The following is a 22,913-nucleotide window of genomic DNA, read 5'->3' as shown; positions in this document are numbered from 1 at the left end:
CCAAAAAAGATTGACTGTTGAATGTTGTTACCTATCCGCTTTTAATATTTTCTTAACCACCATTTCCCTATTGGCATTAAGGCAATACACATCTTCATCATAATTGGTATATACACGTGAGAGAAAAGGGGTAAGATCAGGTTCACCTGGCATTTTTCTGCCACCAACATAGATGGATATGCTTACAAAGCGGCCAGCATCTTTATCCAGTTTTATACTTTTCTTGGTTTTTAGGTTGTAAATTTCAACGTTTTCGTAACCGGTATAATTATTTCCATAAGAGCGCCATTCTGGAAGGGTTGGGCTTTTGCATACCACAAAATAATCATCAGCCAGGTGAAAAATGGTACTAATGGTGTTATCGTTGAAATATCTTTTTCCTTTAAGGTCGACTATATCGGCAACATTTAGTTCTCTTCCGTTTGATATTTTATTGGTTTCCTTTAAAAGTACGATTCCAATGTTCTTTGGAAAATTATTTTTGTTTTCGCCCATTACAGCATAAGCCTCTAAATAATCGTTACTCTTTAGCACAGTATCTTTATTCTCGTTTAAAAAACAATTAGCCCGGCTATTGTGGGTAAACATACCCATTCCCCAACCTGCATAGAGCTGTATATCTTTGCCTAACTTAACCGGGCCTTTCTTTACAGTCGGCTCGGGCTTTTTGTTCTCGGTTGCCGGCGTTTTACCCATCGTAACATGCACTTCAGTTACTTTATTCTTAGCTGCATATTCTGCCTGTTTCTTTTTAAAAGCAATTGCGTTTTCTGCTTTAAGTTTTTCATTTTTTAAATTATGTGCAGCGGAAGCAGCTTTATCATCCGCTATTTTCTTTTTGCGGGCGTCCTCATTTTCTTTGTCACAAGCAGGGCACATCAGTTTTCCCTCCGCGTTATTCCAGCCTTTAGGTGCAAACCTGCAATTATAACGGGCATATTCGCTCTTCGAAACATGCGATTGCGCATTTGCCACCTGTACCATGAACAAGAGCAAAACAATGGTCAAGAAACTTTTCATTTTATTTCGTTTAATTTGTTGTAAAAATACCCGATCAACTAAATGATTTATATACCCTTTACTGGGTATATTTAGTACATGGCTTAAATACCATATCTATGAAAAAACAGGTAAAATATGGCACAGAAGCTAAACGTGACTGAGAAAGCAGGATTATTAAAATTCGCAATTGAAAATAAGCTCCGTTAATATTTAATTAATTTTCGTTTCTCGAATATAATTGATATTTTTATACTACATACCGTTTTAGTATGCGGTATTATAATTATGAGCAGAGCAATAAATACGGTAATAACCGGTACTGGAAGTTATATTCCACAGAATATTATTTCTGGTAATGAATTCCTAAATTCTACGTTTTTTGAGAATGGGAGTCTATTGGAGAAAGAGAATTCGGAGATCATTGATAAATTCTCTGAGATTACGGAAATTGTAGAAAGACGCTACGCCTGCCCCGAGCAGTTAAGCAATCATATTGGCGCAAAGGCCGCAGAAAAAGCCATTGAAAATGCAGGAATTGATAAAGAAACTTTAGACTATATTATATTCTGTCACAATTTTGGCGATATCCCTTTAGGTAGCAACCGCATAGATATTTTGCCTTCTTTGGCTTCAAAGGTAAAACAACAATTAGGTATTCAAAATCCAGACTGTGTTGCCTACGACATTATTTTTGGTTGTCCGGGATGGGTTCAAGGTGCGATACAGGCAGATTATTATATTAAAAGCGGAGATGCAAAACGTGTTATGGTTATTGGTGCAGAAACCTTGAGCCGCATTATCGATCCACATGACCGTGATAGCATGATCTTTTCGGATGGTGCAGGCGCTGTAATTTTCGAGGCAGAAGAATCAGAAGAAAAAAGAGGAATACTAGCACATAAAACAGAAACGCATGCCGTAAACCATGGCAATTTATTAACCATGGGCAAGAGTTCTCATCCTGATGAAACCAATGGAAACCTCTATTTAAAAATGAATGGGCGTAAGCTGTACGAGTTTGCGGTAGTTCAGGTGCCTCAGGTGATTAAAAAGGCCATTGATAAAGCAGGCTTAAGCGTTGAAGATGTAAATATCGTATTTGTTCACCAGGCTAATGGAAAAATGGATACGGCTATCATGAAACGTTTGTTTAAGCTTTATGGTAAAGATACAGTACCAGAAAACTTAGTCCCGATGACGATTTCATGGTTAGGAAACAGTTCAGTTGCCACCGTACCAACCTTATTAGACCTGGTATTAAAAGGCGAAGTTAAAGGTTATAAAGTTAAACCTGGCGATGTAGCTGTTTTTGCTTCAGTAGGAGCAGGGATGCACATTAATGCCTTTATACACCGCTTCTAATTCGCTAACCGTTTTAATCCGGCCCTGGCCTGGCTTTCAATACTGCTTTCAAATTCATGATTTTTCATGGCAATGGCTGTATTGAAAGCCTCTTTTGCTTTCGCATTATTTTTCCGTCTTTCGTAAACCTTACCCATCTGCACTGCAGCGTTGGCAGCAAAATAATATTTCAGGTTTTTGCCCTCATTAATTGTCTCCTGATAAGCTGTTAATGCTTGATCGTCTTTCCCTAAATCATCATAAATTCTACCTAATCGGTAATTGAATTCTGTTCTGTCCTTATCGTTGGTGTAATCCTTTACTTTCTTATCATCAAGGATCTGTAAGGCCTTGTTCAAATAACCACCATCAAACAGTAACCGGGCTTTTAACAGATCAATTGTTGGCGTTCCTGAAGTAGCTTCGGCTTTCGCCTGTTTGTCTTTTTCCATGTAGGTATATCCGTTTTTAACTGCCTTGGCTGCAAATGCTGCGTAAGCCGCTTTATCTCCCTTCAGAAGAGAGATCCAGCCCAAATGAAGGTAAGCGTCCTTCACAAAATTCACGCCCTTGGTTGCCTGCAAAAAGCGGTTAAAATAGGTTCCTGAATTAAGATCCAGTTTATTCAGGTGCGCAATGCCTTCCAGATAATCTAAATAAGGAAAAGGTTGATACACGCCTCCTTCAGGTCGCTTGGCCAAAATGACGATAGCTTCTTCACTATGCCCGTTTTTGATGCATACATAACTCTGCAAATAACTTTTTAATAAACTGGTATCGGCAATCCGTTCGGTATATTTTATTGTTTTTGCATAGGCCTGTGGGCTATGCGCCACATCTGTTAATACATAGGCATAATAAAACACCACTTCTTCGTAAAAAGGCTCGTAGGAAGATTTCGGTAGATTATCGGCCAGTTTTTCGAACATATTTAATCCGTTCTGGAGGTTCCCTTTTATTCCAAAAGTAGACAGCGCTGTTTTTAAAGCTCCATCCGGAAGATTACCCAAAACCGCGTTAATCAAACCCAAACCTTTAAGGTTAAGGTGAAAATTTGGGAACTTCTTATTGTTCTCCTGCAAAAGGCTGTTAGCCTTTTTAACCTCCATTGCAGCATTAAAATATTCACCAAAACGACCACGGATCAGTGCCCATTGCAAATTAATTTCTGCCTGTGCATACAGGTAGTACGGGGAACTTTTATCATCATCACTAATCTGATCTAACCGTGTAGATTTATTGCCTTTTAAGCGATCAAAATCAGCTTTGCTCTCTGAAGTTAAAACCGTAAAATAATCTACATAGTTTTCTAAAAGCGGAATAATGGAATTATTGGGATGCTGCTTTTTTTCAGTAGAGATATAAGCTCTTGCATTGCCTAACTTAAGTTCGAATATACTTTTATAGGCATTTAAGCAATTGTTGTTAAAATCGAAATTTGCAAATAAAGACGCTGGAAGCAGGAGAAGAGCAGAAAATACAAAAACAGGGAAGATTTTAGTCATTCGGGATATATTTCAGTTTGATTCTGTGCTATAGCAACAGTAGTTCACATTTAAACAAATATCTACATTAAACGCTAAAATCATATTCTTGTTTTGTGTAAACGCCAGAAAATAGGTCTAAACAAAAAACGTCCCGATTAAATCGGGACGTTCTAATAATTTTATGATGCGGACTAAGCTTCTGCTACTTCATGCGTTAAAGCTTCATCAACCAAAATACGCCCGCAGTGTTCGCAAACGATAATTTTTTTACGTTGGCGGATATCTAACTGACGTTGAGGAGGAATCTGGTTAAAACAACCTGAGCAAGAATCGCGGTCGATTGTTACTACAGCTAAACCATTTACAGCATTTTTGCGTAAACGTTTATAGGCAACCAATAAACGCTCCTCAATTTGAGGCTCGGCTTTATCAGCTTTCTTTTGTAAATCTTGCTCTTCTTTTTCAGTTTCAGCAGTAATTACATCAAGCTCGCCTTTTTTAACTTCTAAATCTTTCTTTCTGCCATCTAACTCAGCTTTAGCAGCTTCGTAGATTTCAGTTTTAGAAGTGATTTCGAAACCGTGTTCTTTAATTTTCTTTTCAGAAACCTGAATATCTAAACCTTGAATCTCAATTTCTTTCGTTAAAGCATCGTATTCACGGTTGTTTTTAACTTCTTTTAATTGAGTATCGTATCTTTTGATGGCAGCTTGCGCATCTTTAATTGTATTTTTACGGGTTACGATTGAATCCTCAAGATCATCAAGTTCGCCTTTGATTTTTGAAATTCTAGTTTCTAATCCTAAAACGTCATCCTCAAGATCGGCAACTTCCATTGGTAATTCACCACGTACCTGGCGGATCTTATCAATTTTTGTGTGGATATTTTGTAATTCGTATAAAGCCTTTAGCTTTTGTTCTACGGTTTGTTCCATTAAAACAAGTAATTTATGGGTATAAGTGTATTAAACTAACTTTCAATCTGTTACGAATGAACTAACTTTAAAAAGGACACATTTAAGGACACTTTGTATAACTTTGTCGTATTCGCCAACACGCTTTTGTCTCTGTTAAAGTCTGCAAAGATAAGGAATATTTAATTAATCAACACATAATTTCCTATTAACCTGATCTTTGGCAATTGCTTTTTGTTTTGCTCGCTTATCTTTATAACTACTTATCGGCTTCGGTAATCTATCAGTTAAACGCTCGACACCATTAAGTATTCTTTTTAAAACACCCTCAATTGAATTAAGTTCATTGATCTTATTATTCAGATCATCATTTTCTTTTTGTATTAAGTAAAGTTTATATTCTAAATCATCGACAGTTGGACAATCGTAAATAACACCACTGCTTAACATTTCGTGTTCAAAGATTAACAAATCATCCATTGATGATATAACCCAGTTCTGCTGATTAGCCAATAAAAGCAGTTTTTCTATTGTTCTATCCATTAAAATAATTTTAATTATGTTCAATGCGACGGGCACTGAACATAGATAATTAGTTATTCTGATCTAATAAGCTTATGATTGGCAAATAGCCATCAATTTGTTGCTGACCTTTGCTATCCTGATGTGATGAATAGACAATCTCTGCCATGTGCATTTGCAAGAAGTCAGCAATGCAAGACTTTTCGATATTTCCGATATAGGCCGGAAGCTTCAGGCTTCTTCTTAATCCAATTATAAAGGGTACAATATCTTCTGTAAGGCTTACCTTTCCTACTACAATTTGAGATGCAATTGCATTGAAATAGTCGGTATCATGCTTCCCTTCGTGAATGAATTCAACTTTAGCCATTACCTGCTTCCACGTATTAAGTTTGTATTGCTCGAGATTATTTAGGATTGGGAAGATATATTCATCTTTGTAATATGGTAAAAGCGCCCATCTTCGATTGCGAGCCGCATCGCTTAGGTCTGCTTTGGACTGAATAATTCTTTTATTCGGTTTAGCTGCGACAAGTGCATCTTCAACAGATGATATGACAGCAACATTATAACTGTTACTTATGTTGTCTGACGAGACAACCTGACCATAGTGGTCGTTGTTTAAATTTTCCATTTGTTTCCAATTAGTTTAACACCTAAACTTACTATAAGCGAAGGTACAGCCGAATAATGTCGACTATCATGTTGTTTTTAGCCCTAGGGCTAACATGGTCATAAGCTAGGATCCGCTTAATCTAATTGTTATGCTGTAATTGATCTTATAAAGGTGCTGACTTACCAGCCAGATCAATTTTCGTCCCTGTCCTTTACCTTAACAACCAATGGTGTTAAAGTTATTTCCTCGGTAACTACTAAATCGATATTGCCGTCGTCAATTCTTTTTAGCTGAAGCAAAATTAGAAATTAGTTTTTAAAGATCAAACTGACTGACAGTTTAATTTTTTTGTTCGTCCCCGATATACAAATGATCAGGAAGTGAGCAGGAATGCCTTATAATATTTTATACCACGAATTTGAAACGCTTACTAAAAATCCCGATCTTTGTACCAATCAGTTATAAGCAAGCTAAATATCAAATCTCATAATAACGGGCCCACTTCCTTCGGGCCTTTTATTTGCATTACCATGTCATAAAATTGGCGAGCTTAATCAAGATCCTCCGAGCCTTACCAGATGTTTAGCAATGATCAGATCCAAATTTGATAAATAATTATGCTTTAACAGTGACTACCACAATTGAAATTAAAATGAATGAAGGCGACAGAATCAAGAGCGTTTTCCTTAACGGTTTAATACCGAACAACAGTAACATAGATAAAACAGCAACCGGTAACGGTTTGACGACAGCAGAACTAGAAGCAGATCGTCACAGTATTATAGTAAACCCACAAGTTAATACAATAGCCGACAAAAAAGCGTATTGTATTGCTGAGAAGATTAATGTCCATGCCATTTACACAGGAGAGGGGCATAGTTTAAAAGAATTTTTATTGAATGATACGCCAAAGAAGAAGATTTTAATAACACCCGAGAGCTTCCCGTTATTAATTACAGCAGCTAGAAAAGCGAAGATGGAGCAGGTTCTATATGACGAGTTCTTTTGCTTGCTAGATGAATCACATTGCTTTGCAAGTGAAAGCTTTAGAGAAGGCATTTTAAGACCCTTTGATTTCTTCTTTAATTTTAAGTACAAAGCTATGGGCTCTGCAACACCTTTTCCTTACACTGACCCTAGAATATTGAAGATGCAGAGGTATAAGATGATTTATAAAGAAACCGCAGGCAAAATTCAGATTATATATGGTAACAAGCCACAGGATATACTTTGTACCATCTTAAATGAATGGTGCTTTAAAGGCAATGTCCATGTTTTCTTTAACACGGTTACGGCTATTGGTAACATCATCCGTGCGAGCGGAATTACTGATTTTAACATTTACTGTGTTGATTCTGAACGAAACCAGATTAATCTTCATGAATATGGCAACAGAATTCTTGATAGACCAATTGCTGGGCAGTATGCAAAGTATAACTTTTACAGCTGCCGTTATGTTGAAGGATGGGATATGCTAGATGATGCTAATACGACGATGATATTTGTAACTGACGTTAAAGTTAAGCATAGCCTTATGAATATTGGAATAAAAGGGGTACAATGCATGGGAAGGCTAAGGAATGTTAAGCCAATCAACACTTACCATATTACAAACAGTTTTAATCGTAATAAACGATATAATAAGTCTTTTGCTAAAGTTCGAGAAGAAACTGAATGGGAGGCAAACCAACAGATAACCCACTACAACAATTATGCAAAAGCTGCTTCAAATGACGATAAGCAGATATCTCAGGGGATATTAGACTTAATCAAACCCTTTGCATCATTAGTAAATGAATCAATTGCAATATATGACCATATGAAGTCTAACCAAGTTTTATACGATAATTACACCAGAAGCACCTACAACAATATTGACACTATTAAACATTGCTGGCAAGAATCACGCTATGAAGCTGAAATGGTAATCTGGGATTTAGAAACTTTAGAAACCAAGAATAAACCAAAGAATGAGATTAACAAAGCTGTCTATGAATTGATTATGGAGTATAGAGCCGACCCAAGCCTTTATAAATATGGCAATGCGAAGAAAGCCTTCAACAGTCTAGAGGGCAAATACAAACTGTTAATGCAGGCAATAGATATTTTAGACAAACAGATACTTATTAATACTGAATTCCATGATGATTTAATGAAACAAAAACTTATAGAGCATAGCAATAAGAATGCTGAAACAAAACTAATAATAGCACTGATTGATGAATTCCAAATAGGCGTTCGATATTCTAGGAAATACATCAAAAACAAGCTCCAACAGCTTTACGAACAGTACAGCATACTTGGTAAAACAGGGAAAGTAAAGAGTGCTAAAGCTACTGATTTAGATGAATTGCAGATATTCAACCTTAAAGAATGCAAAGTGGATAATGACCAGGGTAAAAGACAGCTGGCATACCAGATTATTAGCACTAGATATACTTTAAAACAAGCTTCCTGACCATAAACCCTTTGGCATAAATTTATATTATCATTCTACCTTTTATATATAATAAGAGGGTTTGAGTATGAATTTATGCCATTGGCGTTTAAAGCCAGTAAAGGCCATTACAGCACCAATTTCAAATTTTTATTTTTATATTTTGGCAATGACTTTAAAATTGACCTGTGTGCTTCAAACGCGAAGGTTATAATACTTCATACCCCCGCTTTTATGTCAGGGGGATTTAAAACGATTTCTAGCTTCTAACCATTAAAATTCCGTCTGAGAATTAAACAGAGAGGCTGTCTGAAACACTGACTTTTAAATTTAAAAGACTAAAGTCAAAAGTCATCAAATCGAAATTCATACAGTTAACCAACCTCGACAAGTGCAATTTAACAAGCTTTTAATACCCTAAAATCGATCAATCCCAGTTACACAGCCTAACCATTCATTACCAATAAAACTACAATACATCGTCCCAAAAGGCGGTGTATTTCTATATATACCAATTTAACGTGAATGCTTCCAATTGGAGGCATTTTTCATTTAACCCAAGTTTCACATTTAAAATTCTATTAAAATGCAAGCAAAAGCAAGAACTGCAAAGGCAGTACCGACACAGACACAATTTGTTGTTATAAACGAACAACAAGTTTTAGTAAACACAGAAGTTCAAAAGGCATATAACTTAATTGTTGATGCAGCTACAGAACAATTACGAAAGTTCGATTTAACTAAATACAGGACGTATGCCACTGTTGATCATGTAAAGAACGAATACAAAAGCAATATGATCAGCGAACACTTAAATTACTTCTGGAACATTACCTTATCAAACAGCAAAGAGGGCAAATCATACATCTTTATAGACCTTGGTGGTGAAGCTTTAGAACGCTTTGGATCAGGTTTAACTAATATTTTCCTTCGTAAAGCATATGAAATTACCCAATCAAATGACAATACAACAGGGATTGAATATGCATTAAGGGTAAACTTCCGAGAAGCTGATCAGCACCACAACTTCTTTTACAGGAGAGTTGCAGAAGGTGAGAACAACTACGTTTCAATTGCAACGGTCGACAAACTGGAATCATAAAAATAGAGCGCAGTAATGCGCTTTATTTAATTCTGCTTATTATCTTTACATCAAACATTAAAATCGAAAGTATAGATATACCAGTTTAATAATAATTAAGATATAAGCGTTAACTAAAAGTTCTTGTCTAAGGAAACCTAGGAAATTTCTAAACACAACGAGAGCAGTTAGAATAACGCTCCATGCAATAAGCGTGGGGCGTGATCTCTCTGTTGTGTGGGCTCTCCTAGGTGCCTCTTTAGACAGAGTAAGGTTACAGTCCTGCGCTTATTGTATTTAAAGATCGATTAGGGACAATCGGATTAAAATCTAAATTATGTCTAAAGGAGTATTCTCGTTCCTACTTTGGTTAGTACCAACATTCATCATCTATTTAATCTGCTCGTTTACACAGTGGAATCCTGAAATAGATGAGTGGTCGGTAACCTGTCGAACTATTTTCGCTGTTATATCTGTAATAGCTGCTATCTGGGGAATATTTGCATATAATACAAATGATTGATTATGATCATCATTAAAAGAATTACCAATAAACTAGGTTTCGTGGTAATGTTGCTAATACTTACAACTCTTGCCAATGCACAACAGAAGATCGATACCAAACGAGGGTTCAATAAGTTTATCTTAGGATCTAATATAAAAGAGATTAAGGCGATAGCATCGCTTCAAAAGCTTAAAGGACTAGCTGATCCAGAATTTCAGAATTGGAGTGTAAAGGATATCGAGAAATACAGAATCTTTGATTACCCCCTTAGACAAATCAGATTAGTATTCTATAAAGATAGGCTACTAGAAATCAACGTTTACTTAATTAGCGGAGATAAAGAGATGTTTGTATCTTCTGAAGTTGCCGTAAAGATTAGCAAGGAATATGGTGAGTGGAATGAACGCACGCTTTCCGGTGGGGATGAAGTCGATGGTTTAAAGAAAAAGTATGATATTAATGGAGAAAGGGTTTCCTTAATACGATATGTGTATGGCCATTCTGAACAGAGCAATCGAATTGTCTACATCGGAGATAGATATTGCTTTATAGATGTGGATTTATACGACGAACAAATGAAAGCAAAGGGAAATGGTTTATAAGCCAATTAGATTAAACATATGGTAACAAAACATATAATCACCAATGATAGTGCCGATAAGTTTAGTACTGTTAAATTACCATTTATCTACCAAAGTGAATTTTATAGCATAGCATGGGGCACAGAGCACTATGGTTTCTTTATCGATCCACAAGGGCGTAAATACAATTACAGATTATCAAAAGACTATCGCTATGCAATTACAGATAAATGGAAGTGGTGCACACCCACCGGAATGGTTGACCCCATGCAGAAGACAGTTTATGAACCCGAGGAAGATGGTGAAATAACACCTGCCGAACTATTTGAGAACCTAACGAATTCTGTGGAGTATAAACCGTGGTTTGGATATAAAAAGAAAACCAATATTATTACGGAAGAAATGATAGCGGATCTACTACAGTCTCCGATTGAGGATCATGAAGATATTGCCTGTGACGCAGGATCGTTTACCAATTCTTTATATGTTTATGATGCTGAAATAGACATTTACAAACGAATTCTATTGTCAATGGACGGAGATATTAAAAAGATCAACCAAAGCATTTACACCTACCGTATATTGAGTCAATTCGGTACCCAAATGCTACGATATAATATTTAACAACTTACCTCTTCATTTTAATAAACTAATAAATTAATGGCAGACTAGGCAGACTTATATACATCTTTAGAGGTTCGGCTCAATTTCGCGAGATAAGACTGGTTGCTGATTTAGAATGTGAATTAAATGCGGTCAGGTTGACTTAGATGTTTTCGAGGTAAAGACCTATTGGAAGAGAAAAGACCTGACCGTCAAGAGAGGTTTAAAATCAAAACTATGAAAGAGTTTAAGAAAAGGACATATTTATACTATGTGGGCATAGACGTATCTAAACAAACCTTGGATATTAGTGTCATAACTGAGCATTTGTTTCTATTCCATAAAGTTATAAAGAATGCTGAAGTTGAGATAAATACATTCGTTAAAGAACTTAAACAATTAAAAGGCTTAACATTAAAGAATACGGTGTTTGGAATGGAGCATACTGGGATTTACAACAATTATCTTAGAAGCTCCCTTTCAAAGTGCAAGGCCAATTTTGTGATTGACAATCCAGTTACCATTAAAAATACAATGGGCCTAGTTCGTGGTAAAAACGACAAATTAGATTCGAAGAGGATTGCGGAATACTTAGTAAAGAATAGAACACAACTAAGGTTATACGTCCCTAAACGCCCGTTACTATTGCAGTTGGCAAGCTTATCCACATTAAGACAGAGATTAGTGTCGACTAGAACCGCTTTAAAAAATCCATTAAAAGAAGATCTTGGCTTTGTATCCAAAGCCATTACAAGTGAGAACATAAAGTTATGTATCAATACGATACAATCATTAGATTCAGATATTAAATCAGTTGATGAAAAAATCAAGGAGCTATGGTCTTCGGATGATATACTGGCTCATAAAATGCAATTAGTGCTTTCAGTGCCAAGCATTGGTCCTGTCGTTGCATTACAGATATTGATTACAACAAATGAGTTCTTAGACATTACGAACCCTAAAAGTTTCGCTTGCTATTGCGGTGTCGCGCCATTTGAGTACAGTTCTGGAACTACAATACGTAAGCGGACAGAGAATTCTTCGATAGCAAACAAAAGAATGAAATCTCTACTTCACAACAGCGCAATTGTCGCAATAGCATTTTCTAGTGAAATGAGAAAGTATTACCTAAGGAAAACGGTTAATGAGCATAAGAGCAAACTATCTGTTATCAACGCTGTCAGATTTAAAATCATTTGTCGTGTCTTTGCATGCATAAAGTACGATAGGCCTTATGAGATGGAGTACAAATCAACGCATTTCCCTCAACGGGAAACAAAATTTTACTCTTTGATCGATTCAACTATCATTAATCGTTCCGTACTTCAAATTAGATAATTTGAATCCTAAATCCATTCCTCTCTCCAAATAGTGGCTTACGCGGAGAAAGGAATGGTTTAGTCTTTACATTAGTGGTGGGGCGACATTCAGCATTCTTTTAAGTTTCTACGGTTACTTTTAGTCAATGGTGCGTCGGTCAAGGCAGTGCAAACCCAATTAGGGAGATCGGTACTTCGCCATGTCTAATGCCACTTAAAACACACGCCATCACATGCGTTCTGTCATGGTTTTAATTTTGGCAAAGCGGATGGCTTCGTGAAAGCTCACTTATCTTTATCTAGGATTTTGCTTCGCTTCATCCTGGATAAATCTAATCGCTTTCCCAGTTCAGCGTACCTGCGTGGTCACTCAGGCTTCAGCTTGTCATGATTATTGAAGATTTACCACACATGAATTTAAAATTCAATAATCTCGCCAAGCATTGTGTTTTATTGCATAAAACATATCGTTGCATCGTTCTAACGAACTTTACTGCAACGACCTTCGTTCTATACGCATTTACGGTACGCAATTAGTATATTGCAACAGACTACTTTAACTCTCAATATGGATTTTAACTTCGACATTGATGGCAATGGCTATATAAAAAAGCGCGAAAGCCACAGCCTTGAATACAAGCAAAACTTTCAGCAAGGAGATAACCTTCTAAAATATACAAAGACAATCGCTGGTATGGCTAACAACAAAGGCGGACAAATGATTTTTGGTATTCAAGATAAACCTCATGTACCGATTGGCATGACAAACCAACGATTCATTGAGATTGACCCTAAAGTTATTGATACTACCCTTCGGGATTACTTTTCTCCAGAAATTCAATGGCAAATGCACGTATTGGAATATGATGGCAAGAAGTTCGGTCAAATAGTTATTGAAGAATCTCTTATAAAACCAGTATTATGTAAAAAGAATCGTAATGATATCCTTAGAGAAGGCGCGATCTACTATAGGTATAGGGCAGAAACTAAAGAAATCGAATACCCTGAACTTAGAAAGTTACTAGATGCGGAACAGGAAAAAGAGAAGAAGCTCTGGATGGAGCATATTCAAAAAATTTCTCTTATAGGCCCTAGAAACGTTCAATTCTTAGATACTTTTAAAGGCGAGTTAAATATTGGTAATGAAAAGGTTTTAATGGATAAAGCCTTACTTGATAAGGTAAAGTTCATCAAAGAAGGTCATTTCGTTGATAATGATGGGGCTCCGGCTCTTATTTTGAAAGGGGAAATTACCGGTATCATAGATGCAGGACAAATATTACCAAGCAATAAAGCTTACCCATATAACACAAGTGATATTTGCAAAACTCTGAATTGGAATCCATATCAGTTCAAATGCGTTTTATGGCAAGAAAAGATCAAGGGGGATGGCAGATACCATGATGAAGTGAGAATCGGACAGAAAAGCGTGACACATAAATACAGTGATAGTTTAGCCGAACATTTAAAAGATTTAGTTGAAAAGAGCCCTGATCTAGTGCAGAGTGCGTGCAAGAAGTTCTCAATGGCTCAAAAGCAGAATAAGCTAGTGGCAATAGGAGAGAAAGCCCACACTAAAGGAAATTAATATTATCATTACACATGAATGTTCAGGCTAATTTAGCCCACACTTGCTAATGCTATTAGTAAAAATGAAGCATAAAGAACTGATAAGAGAAAATGATTTTGCTTATGAACAGCTACAATCTTTAAAGGATAGAATGGAGGTTTTGTCTAAAGGGTTGTTCATTATTAATAGGATATAAGTTATTTTACTAGAAAGTTATAGTGTTTATAGGTGGCAAGGATTAATATCTATATTAGTGGAATTTATACCCTCAATTGAAAATTATGAACTATGCTGATTTAACAGAATATTTGGATCATACTGGTACATTTCGATGTGCTTGGGGAGATGAGGTAATCGATACCGCTTTTGACACAATGCCAAGTGAATTTATTGGTTTTGCGGAGATTGACCTACAAAGTGAATTTGAACACAAATATATAAACGCTCTGTCAAATGCCAAAAGAGCATTAGACTGCCAAGCGGATCGGTTGTTAAAGTTATTTGGCTTTTACAAGGAATCACAAGATAAATTCTGGGGGTTTCCCAAGAAAATCGGGCTTATTCAGGAATTCGACCTAATTGCTCCTAGGGTGTTGAATAAGATTAATAAAACTAGGAATCTTATGGAGCATCAATATATAAAGCCAAAACCCGACCAAGTGGAGGATTTTATAGATATAAGTGCGCTTTTTATTGCATCTACGGATCACTACGTTACTCATTTCAGGAAGAATGTCGAGTATATAAACGAGAGTGATGAAAAGTACGAAAACTATGGAGAAATCAGGTTTGACTACGATTCCGACCTCTTTTTGCTGAAAGTCAGCATCAGAGAATATGGAAGGGATAACGATCATGAGCTGATCCTAGAAAAGGGCAATGATAATTATATTGATCTATTCAAAAGGCATCTCAAGAAAATTGAAGTTCATTAGAATACTTGAATGGAGGAGCAAGACCAAAACTTAGTGTTATAAAGACAGTTAAGTAATTGGCAAAACCATTTTAAATTTTACGGTTTACCGTATTGAATAAAGTAAATACCCCCTACCTTAGCTTGAACATGCATAATTAACCCGATTTAAAACGACAATTACTAAACTCTCTCAATGAAATATTACATCTTAGCTGCACTAATCGCATTTATAATAAGTGGTTGTGGAAATCCTAATTCAAAAGAAGAAAACGAAAGAAAAGACCAATCTGGTTACCAAACTAAAGGTAAGTTCTATTCCGTTAAGATAACTACTTTTCTCCAAACCTCACCGTCACAATCAGCGCCAAAGTTAATTGATAGTATCAACTCTTCTGAAATCCACAAGGAATACTGTTTACTCGATACTACCAATAAAGTAATAATAACAGAAATCAAAGATAGTTGGTGTAAAATAAAGGTAATTGAGCCGGAATGGTTATCAAAAACTTATATAGGATGGATACCTTCTGATAACTTGGTTGAAGTGCATCTAACAGAATATAAGGTGACACCCACTGTCAAAGCCACAATTAAATACGAGGTTATCAACGAGCAGAAGTTAGAAACTAGTTACAAAGCTCAGCTTATTGAATATGCCATTTACAAGGATACTATTTACACAAAAGAAGCTTTAGAAGATGCAGTATTAGAAATCTATAACCTCAATAGCATTAAAGATGTTTTCGAAACCCATGATAAAGCGACAGTACTTGCAGTTTATCTGTTTACGTCTAAAGAAGCATTCAAAGATAAATCCAATTGGATAGCGATGTTAATCAAGGGGCCAAATGAAAATAAACCTAGAATCACGTATAACGATTTTAAGATAACTGCATTGAATAATAGCGCAGATAATGTCAAAACTAAAGATGAAATCGAAGTTGAGAAACTTAAAGCATATCTACAGAAGAGGGGATTAGACTTATGCATCCTTTGGGAAATGCTGAAGAAAATTGAGCTTGACAATATCCATAAAGCTGATGCAAAGTATCCAGATTATGGGGATAAGCACATGGCACTGATTGATCAACTAGATGAACAGTCCTATCGTAATTTGCGGAAGAAATATAAACTTAGCGATGATATGCTTAGCAAGGTCTCTATTTTTGCAATGTCGTACTGCAAATAAAGGAACAGATATGAACTTAATTACAGGTGCTATAATTGGGGCAATACTCGGATTTATATCTTCATTTGGATTTATGGCAATGAACATTAAGAAGAGCCAACGTTCTCAGTTATTTCCAATAATAGCAGTAATTACCACAGTATTCGGAGCTGTTGGTGGCGCACGCATCGGATTTAATCTTCAAAGATCAGATCGAATTACACAAAGTTTGGGCTTGGATAAGATGAAACAAACTCACTATAAGAATGGTAAATCATGGGAATCACAATCTAGTTGGATTGATGTCCAAGGCAAACATCATGTGGTTACAACTTTAAAAAGTGCTAATTACAATAATGCTACTGTTTCTCTTTATAACGGTACATTAATATTCACACATGGTACTTCAGCATCATCTATCAATATAGCCAGATACCACAGTGAGGCCAAGAAAAGTATAATTATCAAACTCAAAGACTTAAGTGATTCCTAATTCCCCGATTGAGCTATAAGATTATTAACTTTGTAATATGTTCTATAGAAGAAAGATTATTCTGTCACTGTTGCAAGCTTTTAATTGGGAAATAGAGAAGATAAAGCTACAAAAGTTAATCTTTTTAGCAAGCGAAAGACAGAAGGACTCAGAGTATCAGTTTGTTCCTTATAAGTTTGGGTGTTACTCGTTTTCCTTAAAAGCCGATCTAGTTACAATGGTAAAAAAGGGTTTGATAGATGAAACTCCTACATCATATAAACTTGCTAGTAAAGTGGATTACTTTAAAAGTCTAAAGGAGGAGGATAAGGTTATTGTTCGGGATATCAAAAAACATTACTCTGCTATGAGTTCTAATTTGCTCATGAAATATACTTACGTTCACTACCCATATTGGGCAACTAAAAGTACTGTTGCACATGAATTGTTAAACGAGGCAGAGCTAGCAAAAGTAAATGCTGCAAATAAGGAGAAAGACAATACAACCTTATACACAATTGGCTATGAGGGCATATCACTTGAGGACTACTTTAATAAACTAATTAAGCACGATATAAAAGTACTTGTTGACGTACGGAGTAATCCTTTGAGCATGAAATTCGGTTTTAGTAAAACGTTATTGAGCCGATACTGCGGAAGCTTAGGAATCGCATATAAACACTTCCCAGAAGTGGGCATCAAATCTAACCAACGACAAGAGTTGAACACACAAAGTGATTATGACAAGCTCTTCAAAGACTACAAAAAGGAATTACCCTCTACTTTATCTACACAAATCACTATCTTAGAGCTTCTTAAGCAAGAAAAGAGAATTGCTCTAACTTGTTTTGAGGCTGATATATGTCAATGCCATCGAAAACCCTTGGCGGAAAGTATAAAAGCTTTACCTAACTTTAAATATGAACTAAAACACATCTAGACCATGGCTCTCACCAAAGTATTAATTGCTGTTAAAACCTACCCGACGATTTCCAGCAAATATGACGAACTCGTTTGCACCGCTGGATTCAAAGAAGATGGTACTTGGATAAGAATATATCCGATTCCATTTCGAAAGAAAGATTATGGAGAACAGTATCGCAAATATGATTGGGTCGAGATAGATTTAGTGAAGAATACTAGCGACTTTCGCCCTGAAAGTTATCGTCCACATTCTCATGATACTGAAATCAAGATAACAGGCCATCTCGACACTACTTCAAATTGGTATTTAAGAAAGCAATATGCTCTCCAGAAAATATATACCAACATGACCAAGTTAATCGAAGAGGCTCACGATCAGTCTGTATGTACGTCACTCGCCGTCTTTAGGCCGAAACGTTTTATTGGATTTGAGACAGAAGAAGTGTCAAGAGAATGGGATAAGAAAAAGCTTGATAGCTTAGAGGCGGAACGATTACAATTTAACTTATTCAAACAGCCAGAAAACCCATTTGAGGTTGTTAAGAAGTTACCATATAAGTTCAAGTACGTATTCGAAGATGAACAAGGTAAAATAAGTAAAATGATGATCGAAGATTGGGAAATAGGAGAACTATACTGGAAGTCACTTGCTGCACATGAGGGGGACGAGCATAAAGCCATTAGTGCGGTTAAGAATCAATATTTCACCAAATTCACAAATAAGAATGACCTGCACTTGTTTTTGGGCACAAACTATGTCCATCATTATGCTTCAAAGAATCCTTTCATGATCATTGGAGCATTTTATCCCAAACTTGAGACACAAATGAATCTGTTTTGATGGAGTATAGCAAAGGGGATATTCTTGAGGCAACAGATAGATCAATTGATGCAGGCATGCATTATATTATTTATCTTGAGCAAACGAATGAAGAAAGGTTTATAGGAGCTATGCTAACTGGATTAGCTATTGATAAAAACGAATTGATGCCAAATGAGTTCTTCCATACCCACTCTGAAACGGGGAAACGATATAAGATTCCAAGTAAACAGTCGCATCTCGTAAAAGCTAAGCTCATCAAACTAGAATCTTGGGGACCCTTTAGAATAGTTGGTTCTTTAACTGAAAAAGGACTAAGATTTGTATTAGATCTGATAGATCATCTACACTCAGAGACATGGGAAGAATACCTTAAACGAACAAATTGAGATATTCATAATTATCAACAAATCTAAGCTTGTAATCTCAACACGCCTAAAGGACTACGGCATAAACGCTCCTGTGGCAACCGCACAACCCATTTATATCCGTTCCTCCTTTGCTTAGTTGAGCTTAAAGCTTGCCATCGTACCATAATTAATTAATCATATGGTACAGGAACAAACCTCATTTAAAGTGGCTGAAGTCGAAGTCAGTTACAGATCAAATTACAACATTACAGAACGACCAAAAATCAACAGTTCGCAAGATGCTTACAAAGTATTAATGCAACATTGGCAATTGGGCAAAATTGAACTGTTAGAAGAATTTAAGGTGATATTGCTAAATACCAGTAACCGAGTATTGGGAATTGTTGATATATCCACAGGTGGAGTACAGGGAACATTGGCAGATCCGAAGATTATATTCTCTGTCGCTTTAAAGACAAATAGCAGTAAAATAATATTAGCACATAACCATCCGAGCAGCACTACGACACCAAGTGATGCTGACAGGAAACTAACCCAAAAGTTAAGGGATGGAGGAAAGCTATTAGATATTGAGGTCTGTGATCATTTGATAGTTACCAATTATAACTATTACAGTTTTGCTGATGAATGCATGATGTAAAATTAAATGCCTTGGACTAATCGCCCAGGGCATTAAGATTTAAAATGTTCTTGGATCTTCACGTCTCGGCAAGATCGCTTCTCTGGTATATCTACCTAGGATACTAGTGTTTGTATGGCCAGTATAAGTTATGATATCATCATCAGACCATCCCAATTCTTTTAGTTGAGAGGCACTCGTATGTTTCATACTGTAAATTGTAAAACCCTTTGGCAGTTGAAGTCTCTTGCTTATTGTCTTAAACTTGTCTTGAAAATGATGGAATGGAGTGGTGTAAGGCGCAAACAAAGCTTTTGTTCTATGACTTGCTTTAGCTGATTCTTGGAAACTTCCAAACAAGTAATCAGATGGTTGAACATCTGCAGGAATCAATGCTTTCAATTCCATTAAGAATTCTGGCTTTAATTCTGTGTAAAGCTTCTTATTAGTTTTTATGATGCTGCTATCAAACGACAATATGCCTTTCTTAAAATTGAAGTCCTTATATTGAATTTTAAGTAACTCGCTCGGCCTCCTTAAAGAATACAACATAAGTCTAAGAAACAACCAGAAATAAACATCAAGATTACGTGATTCAGCTAGAACTAAGTCCAATGTCTCATTATCATACCTACGGTTGCTTTGCGTTTCTTTTTTATTGATTTTATGCAACTTTCTTAGTGGGTTCTTATCCAAAACCTCTAGATCATCCACGCAATACTTGAAAACCCCATTTAGATATACATAATAGTTATCCCTTTGGGATGCTGAATGTTCGGAACGCACTTTATTGAGGAAACGTTCGATAAACTCTCTATCTACCTCCTTTAAGGTTATAGCTTCTGTTTTATTATGCTTAAGGTATTGTTTAATGATATTGTTATAGGATGTATATAATTTCGTTGTACTTGCTCTTCTTTCTTTGGAGGGCGTATGGCATAAGTATTTATCAAGATAGTCTACAAACTTCGTCTCTGACTTATCTAAACTCTCAAACTTACCAATTGCAGCATTAAAATACTTCGTACATAACAGCAATTTAACCTCATCAAGAGAATCGGATGCAGCTTTCTTCCTTGCTTTTTTGTTTTCCTCAACATACCTTCCGTTAACTAACCTGACATATTTATCATTGTTAAGCTCACCAGTTACTTTTTTAGCTTTACGCTTCCCTTCGTGGTCACGATATTTAAATCTAATGTACCATCGTGCTCCCTCTTCGACTAAAGCAGGAGTTTCACAATGAGGGTTGATTTGCTTTCCTATATCCATAATGTATAACCTATTTTCAAAGGTAATAAAAGGGACACATTTTAGGACACATTAAGGTAAAAAATAGGTGATTTTAGATGTTATTACGTGTCTAAATGGCTTTTGAAGCGGCATATCAAAACAAGTAATTTATGGGGTTTGTATTTTGCTCCGTTAAACGGATTGCAAAGTTAGTAAATTTTTTCTGAATAATTTCAAGCAATAAATTTGAGGTAAATTGTTCAGTTTCAAAGTGTCCGATGTCGGCAATGATCAATTTTTCCTCTGCATCAAAAAACTCGTGATATTTAAAATCTGCGGTAATAAAAGCATCTGCCCCGGCAGCAATGGCCTCTTTTAACAGGAAGCTTCCCGAGCCGCCGCAAACCGCCACTTTTTTAATTCTTTTGCCAATTACCTCGGTGTGCCTAACCACTTTGGCCTGCATTCTATCTTTTACCAAATGTAAAAAATCATAGGCATCCATATCGTATTCCAGCCAGCCTACCATGCCCGAGCCCACCAATTGGTGTTTGTTTTCGAGTTTGTAAATATCGTAGGCCACTTCTTCATAAGGGTGGTTCTCGAACAATGCAACCAGGATTTTGCGTTCGGCCTGTGTAGGGTAAACCATTTCAATCCGCACTTCGGCCTCACGGTGGCGAACGCCTCTCTCACCTACAAAAGGATCAGCATCTTCATTACCTTTAAAGGTGCCAAAGCCATCGGCATTGAAACTGCACTCACTATAATTGCCAATATTACCTGCGCCGGCATAAAACAATGCCGACCGCAATTGCTCTGCCTGGGCCTGCGGGCAATAGGTAACCAGTTTTTTCAAAAGGCCAGTTTTCGGTGAAAGTACTTTAGTTCCTGTTAAACCCAAACGCTCGCAAATTCGCGCATTTACACCGGTATGAATGCTATCAAGATTCGTATGAATGGCATAAAGTGCAATATTATTCTTAATTGCCTTAAGCACTACGCGCTCCACATAATTTTTGCCATTGAGTTTTTTTAAACCTTTAAAAACAATTGGATGGTGGGTAATAATCAGATTGCAGCCAGTTGAAATTGCTTCATCTACGATTTTTTCTACACAGTCTAAAGCCACCAAAGCGCCATGGATTTCCATATTCGGATCGCCCACAATCAAACCAGCGTTATCATAATCTTCCTGATAATTAAGTGGTGCTATGCTTTCTAAATAGTTCGTTATTTCGGCTAATTTCATTTGATAAATATAGAAAATTTGGGGTTTTGTTGGTAAGAGAAATGATTAATGTTTTGAAAACGTACAGTTGCTGCAAATGGCTAGGGCAGCCCCGCCATTTGCTTATCCGATGAAGAATCGGAATCGCGGCTGTCGGGTTTAGTTAACGTAAACCTGTAGTTCTTTTGATCCTTCAGTCCCCTCAAAGCGCAACAAAACCAATGTTTATAAACCCGATAGAAACAAAAAGCCCGCAAACCCAACTTTTCATTGGGTGCGGACTTGTCGTGTATAGCGGGACGAACATTAATAATTGCGCTGTCTTTGCTTTTCAAAAAATTATTAAGGATCCTAAAAGTGAAAGTTTACTGAAAACCGCCCATTCTTACCATCTGCAAGCTTTCGAAAACCATTTTCTGGTTATGTTCAAAAGCTAGGGTTTTGTGATTTACGACATCAATGATCGATCCGATAAAACATAAACCTGCGGTTAAGAGGTATAAAATACCCATTCCGATCTGCCCGATGATAAACCTTTGCAATCCTGGGACAGCAAATAAACCGATTAAACAGAAAATTAGCATATCTGATGGATTTTTCCTTTTGCTGCTGTAAACCATTAAGAAGTTACGCAATTGTTGTTCGGTTAATCCGGTGGTAGCTTGTTGTAAGTATGAGAATTCTTCTGGCGTTATACCTGGTAACGACATTAGAGGTGATTGAAATATATCCATGGTTGCTATGTATTTGTGGTTGAAATTTTAAACGTTTTTTTATTTTTCATCAATGTGTAAATTCTATAAACTATAATCAAAAGTGCCGGAAACCCAAACCAATGTTCGGAAAAGCTTTCGGTAAACTCGCCATGTAAAATATGACTGATTGACCTGCCTATACCACATCCCGGACACCAATCCTCAAAACCTAAATTGGCTAGCGGACAAAGTGTGAAGTGATGCTCGTGGCCATTCGTTGTTGCCAGTAATACTAAAGCTGCTACCCAGAAAAAAAGTTCTAGTGGAAAGCTTTTAATGTACTTCATTGTTTCACTTTTTATATAATTTAGAGGTTATAACACCACCTTTGTTACATCAATTTGCCTGTAATCGACGAATGGGGGATATATTTCGACAAAACCAGTAATGGAATCTAACAAAAGATCTTATTTATTTTGCTTTTTG

Annotated in this window: 23 protein-coding genes; 14 read left to right on the top strand and 9 right to left on the bottom strand. The window is 36.4% G+C overall.

Annotated elements, in window-relative coordinates; genetic code table 11:
- Window positions 1-27: 27 nt before the first annotated feature.
- Window positions 28-1,020, bottom strand: coding sequence for a hypothetical protein (locus LQ201_RS13300; protein ID WP_230143017.1), 993 nt, complete (start codon window positions 1,018-1,020; stop codon window positions 28-30).
- A gap of 267 nt (window positions 1,021-1,287) precedes the next feature.
- Between LQ201_RS13300 and LQ201_RS13295 the strand changes: the two genes are divergently transcribed.
- Window positions 1,288-2,364, top strand: a complete 1,077-nt coding sequence (locus tag LQ201_RS13295) for a 3-oxoacyl-ACP synthase III family protein (RefSeq protein WP_230143016.1) — start codon at window positions 1,288-1,290, stop codon at window positions 2,362-2,364.
- Here LQ201_RS13295 and LQ201_RS13290 read toward each other — a convergent pair.
- The 4 genes from LQ201_RS13290 to LQ201_RS13275 all read right to left on the bottom strand — a co-directional run bounded on the left by LQ201_RS13290 (window position 2,361) and on the right by LQ201_RS13275 (window position 5,900).
- On the bottom strand, window positions 2,361-3,848 hold the full coding sequence (locus LQ201_RS13290; protein ID WP_230143014.1) for a tetratricopeptide repeat protein: 1,488 nt from the start codon (window positions 3,846-3,848) through the stop codon (window positions 2,361-2,363). The two genes, LQ201_RS13295 and LQ201_RS13290, sit on opposite strands and share 4 nt — an antisense overlap.
- A gap of 173 nt (window positions 3,849-4,021) precedes the next feature.
- Window positions 4,022-4,765, bottom strand: coding sequence for a zinc ribbon domain-containing protein (locus LQ201_RS13285; RefSeq protein WP_230143012.1), 744 nt, complete (start codon window positions 4,763-4,765; stop codon window positions 4,022-4,024).
- A gap of 165 nt (window positions 4,766-4,930) precedes the next feature.
- A complete protein-coding gene (locus LQ201_RS13280) occupies window positions 4,931-5,287 on the bottom strand; it encodes a hypothetical protein (RefSeq protein ID WP_230143011.1) in 357 nt (118 codons plus the stop codon).
- A 49-nt stretch (window positions 5,288-5,336) separates the two neighbouring features.
- Window positions 5,337-5,900 carry a hypothetical protein gene (locus tag LQ201_RS13275; RefSeq protein WP_230143009.1) on the bottom strand — a complete coding sequence of 188 codons (564 nt, stop codon included), beginning with the start codon at window positions 5,898-5,900 and terminating at the stop codon, window positions 5,337-5,339.
- 634 nt (window positions 5,901-6,534) lie between these two features.
- On the opposite strand from LQ201_RS13275, the gene LQ201_RS13270 reads away from it, so the two are divergent.
- From LQ201_RS13270 to LQ201_RS13210, 13 genes are all read left to right on the top strand, one after another.
- On the top strand, window positions 6,535-8,340 hold the full coding sequence (locus LQ201_RS13270; protein ID WP_230143007.1) for a hypothetical protein: 1,806 nt from the start codon (window positions 6,535-6,537) through the stop codon (window positions 8,338-8,340).
- Between the two features lie 565 nt (window positions 8,341-8,905).
- On the top strand, window positions 8,906-9,421 hold the full coding sequence (locus LQ201_RS13265; protein WP_230143005.1) for a hypothetical protein: 516 nt from the start codon (window positions 8,906-8,908) through the stop codon (window positions 9,419-9,421).
- A 504-nt stretch (window positions 9,422-9,925) separates the two neighbouring features.
- On the top strand, window positions 9,926-10,507 hold the full coding sequence (locus tag LQ201_RS13260; protein WP_230143004.1) for a hypothetical protein: 582 nt from the start codon (window positions 9,926-9,928) through the stop codon (window positions 10,505-10,507).
- An 18-nt stretch (window positions 10,508-10,525) separates the two neighbouring features.
- Window positions 10,526-11,110: a hypothetical protein gene (locus LQ201_RS13255; protein ID WP_230143003.1), complete on the top strand. Its 585-nt coding sequence runs from the start codon at window positions 10,526-10,528 to the stop codon at window positions 11,108-11,110.
- Window positions 11,111-11,326: 216 nt separating this feature from the next.
- Window positions 11,327-12,427, top strand: coding sequence for an IS110 family transposase (locus LQ201_RS13250; RefSeq protein ID WP_230143002.1), 1,101 nt, complete (start codon window positions 11,327-11,329; stop codon window positions 12,425-12,427).
- Between the two features lie 549 nt (window positions 12,428-12,976).
- Window positions 12,977-13,996 (top strand): helix-turn-helix domain-containing protein, encoded by a 1,020-nt coding sequence (locus LQ201_RS13245; RefSeq protein ID WP_230143001.1) that lies wholly within the window; start codon window positions 12,977-12,979, stop codon window positions 13,994-13,996.
- A gap of 263 nt (window positions 13,997-14,259) precedes the next feature.
- Window positions 14,260-14,913, top strand: coding sequence for a hypothetical protein (locus tag LQ201_RS13240; protein WP_230143000.1), 654 nt, complete (start codon window positions 14,260-14,262; stop codon window positions 14,911-14,913).
- A 174-nt stretch (window positions 14,914-15,087) separates the two neighbouring features.
- Window positions 15,088-16,083, top strand: a complete 996-nt coding sequence (locus LQ201_RS13235) for a hypothetical protein (protein WP_230142999.1) — start codon at window positions 15,088-15,090, stop codon at window positions 16,081-16,083.
- Between the two features lie 10 nt (window positions 16,084-16,093).
- On the top strand, window positions 16,094-16,555 hold the full coding sequence (locus LQ201_RS13230) for a hypothetical protein (RefSeq protein WP_230142997.1): 462 nt from the start codon (window positions 16,094-16,096) through the stop codon (window positions 16,553-16,555).
- A 37-nt stretch (window positions 16,556-16,592) separates the two neighbouring features.
- Window positions 16,593-17,474 (top strand): DUF488 domain-containing protein, encoded by an 882-nt coding sequence (locus LQ201_RS13225; RefSeq protein WP_230142995.1) that lies wholly within the window; start codon window positions 16,593-16,595, stop codon window positions 17,472-17,474.
- Window positions 17,475-17,477: 3 nt separating this feature from the next.
- The gene (locus LQ201_RS13220; RefSeq protein ID WP_230142994.1) at window positions 17,478-18,299 is read left to right on the top strand and encodes a hypothetical protein; all 822 of its coding nucleotides are present in this window, start codon (window positions 17,478-17,480) and stop codon (window positions 18,297-18,299) included.
- Window positions 18,299-18,667 carry a hypothetical protein gene (locus tag LQ201_RS13215; protein ID WP_230142993.1) on the top strand — a complete coding sequence of 123 codons (369 nt, stop codon included), beginning with the start codon at window positions 18,299-18,301 and terminating at the stop codon, window positions 18,665-18,667. The genes LQ201_RS13220 and LQ201_RS13215 overlap by 1 nt, the downstream gene beginning before the upstream one ends.
- Before the next feature lie 160 nt (window positions 18,668-18,827).
- The gene (locus LQ201_RS13210; RefSeq protein WP_230142992.1) at window positions 18,828-19,289 is read left to right on the top strand and encodes a RadC family protein; all 462 of its coding nucleotides are present in this window, start codon (window positions 18,828-18,830) and stop codon (window positions 19,287-19,289) included.
- Between the two features lie 39 nt (window positions 19,290-19,328).
- On the opposite strand, the gene LQ201_RS13205 is transcribed toward LQ201_RS13210, so the two are convergent.
- From LQ201_RS13205 to LQ201_RS13190, 4 genes are all read right to left on the bottom strand, one after another.
- Window positions 19,329-20,540: a site-specific integrase gene (locus tag LQ201_RS13205; protein ID WP_230142991.1), complete on the bottom strand. Its 1,212-nt coding sequence runs from the start codon at window positions 20,538-20,540 to the stop codon at window positions 19,329-19,331.
- A gap of 115 nt (window positions 20,541-20,655) precedes the next feature.
- Entirely contained in the window at window positions 20,656-21,753 is a 1,098-nt protein-coding gene (locus LQ201_RS13200; RefSeq protein WP_230142990.1) for a Nif3-like dinuclear metal center hexameric protein, read from the bottom strand.
- A 344-nt stretch (window positions 21,754-22,097) separates the two neighbouring features.
- A complete protein-coding gene (locus LQ201_RS13195; RefSeq protein WP_029274914.1) occupies window positions 22,098-22,466 on the bottom strand; it encodes a TM2 domain-containing protein in 369 nt (122 codons plus the stop codon).
- Window positions 22,467-22,471: 5 nt separating this feature from the next.
- Window positions 22,472-22,774 carry a DUF2752 domain-containing protein gene (locus LQ201_RS13190; RefSeq protein WP_230142989.1) on the bottom strand — a complete coding sequence of 101 codons (303 nt, stop codon included), beginning with the start codon at window positions 22,772-22,774 and terminating at the stop codon, window positions 22,472-22,474.
- Window positions 22,775-22,913: the final 139 nt, after the last annotated feature.

Origin of the sequence: Pedobacter sp. Bi126, assembly GCF_918698245.1 — a bacterium.
In the GTDB taxonomy this organism is placed as follows: domain Bacteria; phylum Bacteroidota; class Bacteroidia; order Sphingobacteriales; family Sphingobacteriaceae; genus Pedobacter.
The sequence above is the reverse complement of the archived record's forward strand: the minus strand, read 5'-3'. Positions and strand labels throughout refer to the sequence as shown.

Excerpts from the sequence above, each read along its gene's own strand:
- LQ201_RS13300 (WP_230143017.1), bottom strand. The coding sequence starts at position 1,020 with ATGAAAAGTTTCTTGACCATTGTTTTGCTCTTGTTCATGGTACAGGTG.
- LQ201_RS13295 (WP_230143016.1), top strand. The coding sequence starts at position 1,288 with ATGAGCAGAGCAATAAATACGGTAATAACCGGTACTGGAAGTTATATT.
- LQ201_RS13290 (WP_230143014.1), bottom strand. The coding sequence starts at position 3,848 with ATGACTAAAATCTTCCCTGTTTTTGTATTTTCTGCTCTTCTCCTGCTT.
- LQ201_RS13285 (WP_230143012.1), bottom strand. The coding sequence starts at position 4,765 with ATGGAACAAACCGTAGAACAAAAGCTAAAGGCTTTATACGAATTACAA.
- LQ201_RS13280 (WP_230143011.1), bottom strand. The coding sequence starts at position 5,287 with ATGGATAGAACAATAGAAAAACTGCTTTTATTGGCTAATCAGCAGAAC.
- LQ201_RS13275 (WP_230143009.1), bottom strand. The coding sequence starts at position 5,900 with ATGGAAAATTTAAACAACGACCACTATGGTCAGGTTGTCTCGTCAGAC.
- LQ201_RS13270 (WP_230143007.1), top strand. The coding sequence starts at position 6,535 with ATGAATGAAGGCGACAGAATCAAGAGCGTTTTCCTTAACGGTTTAATA.
- LQ201_RS13265 (WP_230143005.1), top strand. The coding sequence starts at position 8,906 with ATGCAAGCAAAAGCAAGAACTGCAAAGGCAGTACCGACACAGACACAA.
- LQ201_RS13260 (WP_230143004.1), top strand. The coding sequence starts at position 9,926 with ATGATCATCATTAAAAGAATTACCAATAAACTAGGTTTCGTGGTAATG.
- LQ201_RS13255 (WP_230143003.1), top strand. The coding sequence starts at position 10,526 with ATGGTAACAAAACATATAATCACCAATGATAGTGCCGATAAGTTTAGT.
- LQ201_RS13250 (WP_230143002.1), top strand. The coding sequence starts at position 11,327 with ATGAAAGAGTTTAAGAAAAGGACATATTTATACTATGTGGGCATAGAC.
- LQ201_RS13245 (WP_230143001.1), top strand. The coding sequence starts at position 12,977 with ATGGATTTTAACTTCGACATTGATGGCAATGGCTATATAAAAAAGCGC.
- LQ201_RS13240 (WP_230143000.1), top strand. The coding sequence starts at position 14,260 with ATGAACTATGCTGATTTAACAGAATATTTGGATCATACTGGTACATTT.
- LQ201_RS13235 (WP_230142999.1), top strand. The coding sequence starts at position 15,088 with ATGAAATATTACATCTTAGCTGCACTAATCGCATTTATAATAAGTGGT.
- LQ201_RS13230 (WP_230142997.1), top strand. The coding sequence starts at position 16,094 with ATGAACTTAATTACAGGTGCTATAATTGGGGCAATACTCGGATTTATA.
- LQ201_RS13225 (WP_230142995.1), top strand. The coding sequence starts at position 16,593 with ATGTTCTATAGAAGAAAGATTATTCTGTCACTGTTGCAAGCTTTTAAT.
- LQ201_RS13220 (WP_230142994.1), top strand. The coding sequence starts at position 17,478 with ATGGCTCTCACCAAAGTATTAATTGCTGTTAAAACCTACCCGACGATT.
- LQ201_RS13215 (WP_230142993.1), top strand. The coding sequence starts at position 18,299 with ATGGAGTATAGCAAAGGGGATATTCTTGAGGCAACAGATAGATCAATT.
- LQ201_RS13210 (WP_230142992.1), top strand. The coding sequence starts at position 18,828 with ATGGTACAGGAACAAACCTCATTTAAAGTGGCTGAAGTCGAAGTCAGT.
- LQ201_RS13205 (WP_230142991.1), bottom strand. The coding sequence starts at position 20,540 with ATGGATATAGGAAAGCAAATCAACCCTCATTGTGAAACTCCTGCTTTA.
- LQ201_RS13200 (WP_230142990.1), bottom strand. The coding sequence starts at position 21,753 with ATGAAATTAGCCGAAATAACGAACTATTTAGAAAGCATAGCACCACTT.
- LQ201_RS13195 (WP_029274914.1), bottom strand. The coding sequence starts at position 22,466 with ATGGATATATTTCAATCACCTCTAATGTCGTTACCAGGTATAACGCCA.
- LQ201_RS13190 (WP_230142989.1), bottom strand. The coding sequence starts at position 22,774 with ATGAAGTACATTAAAAGCTTTCCACTAGAACTTTTTTTCTGGGTAGCA.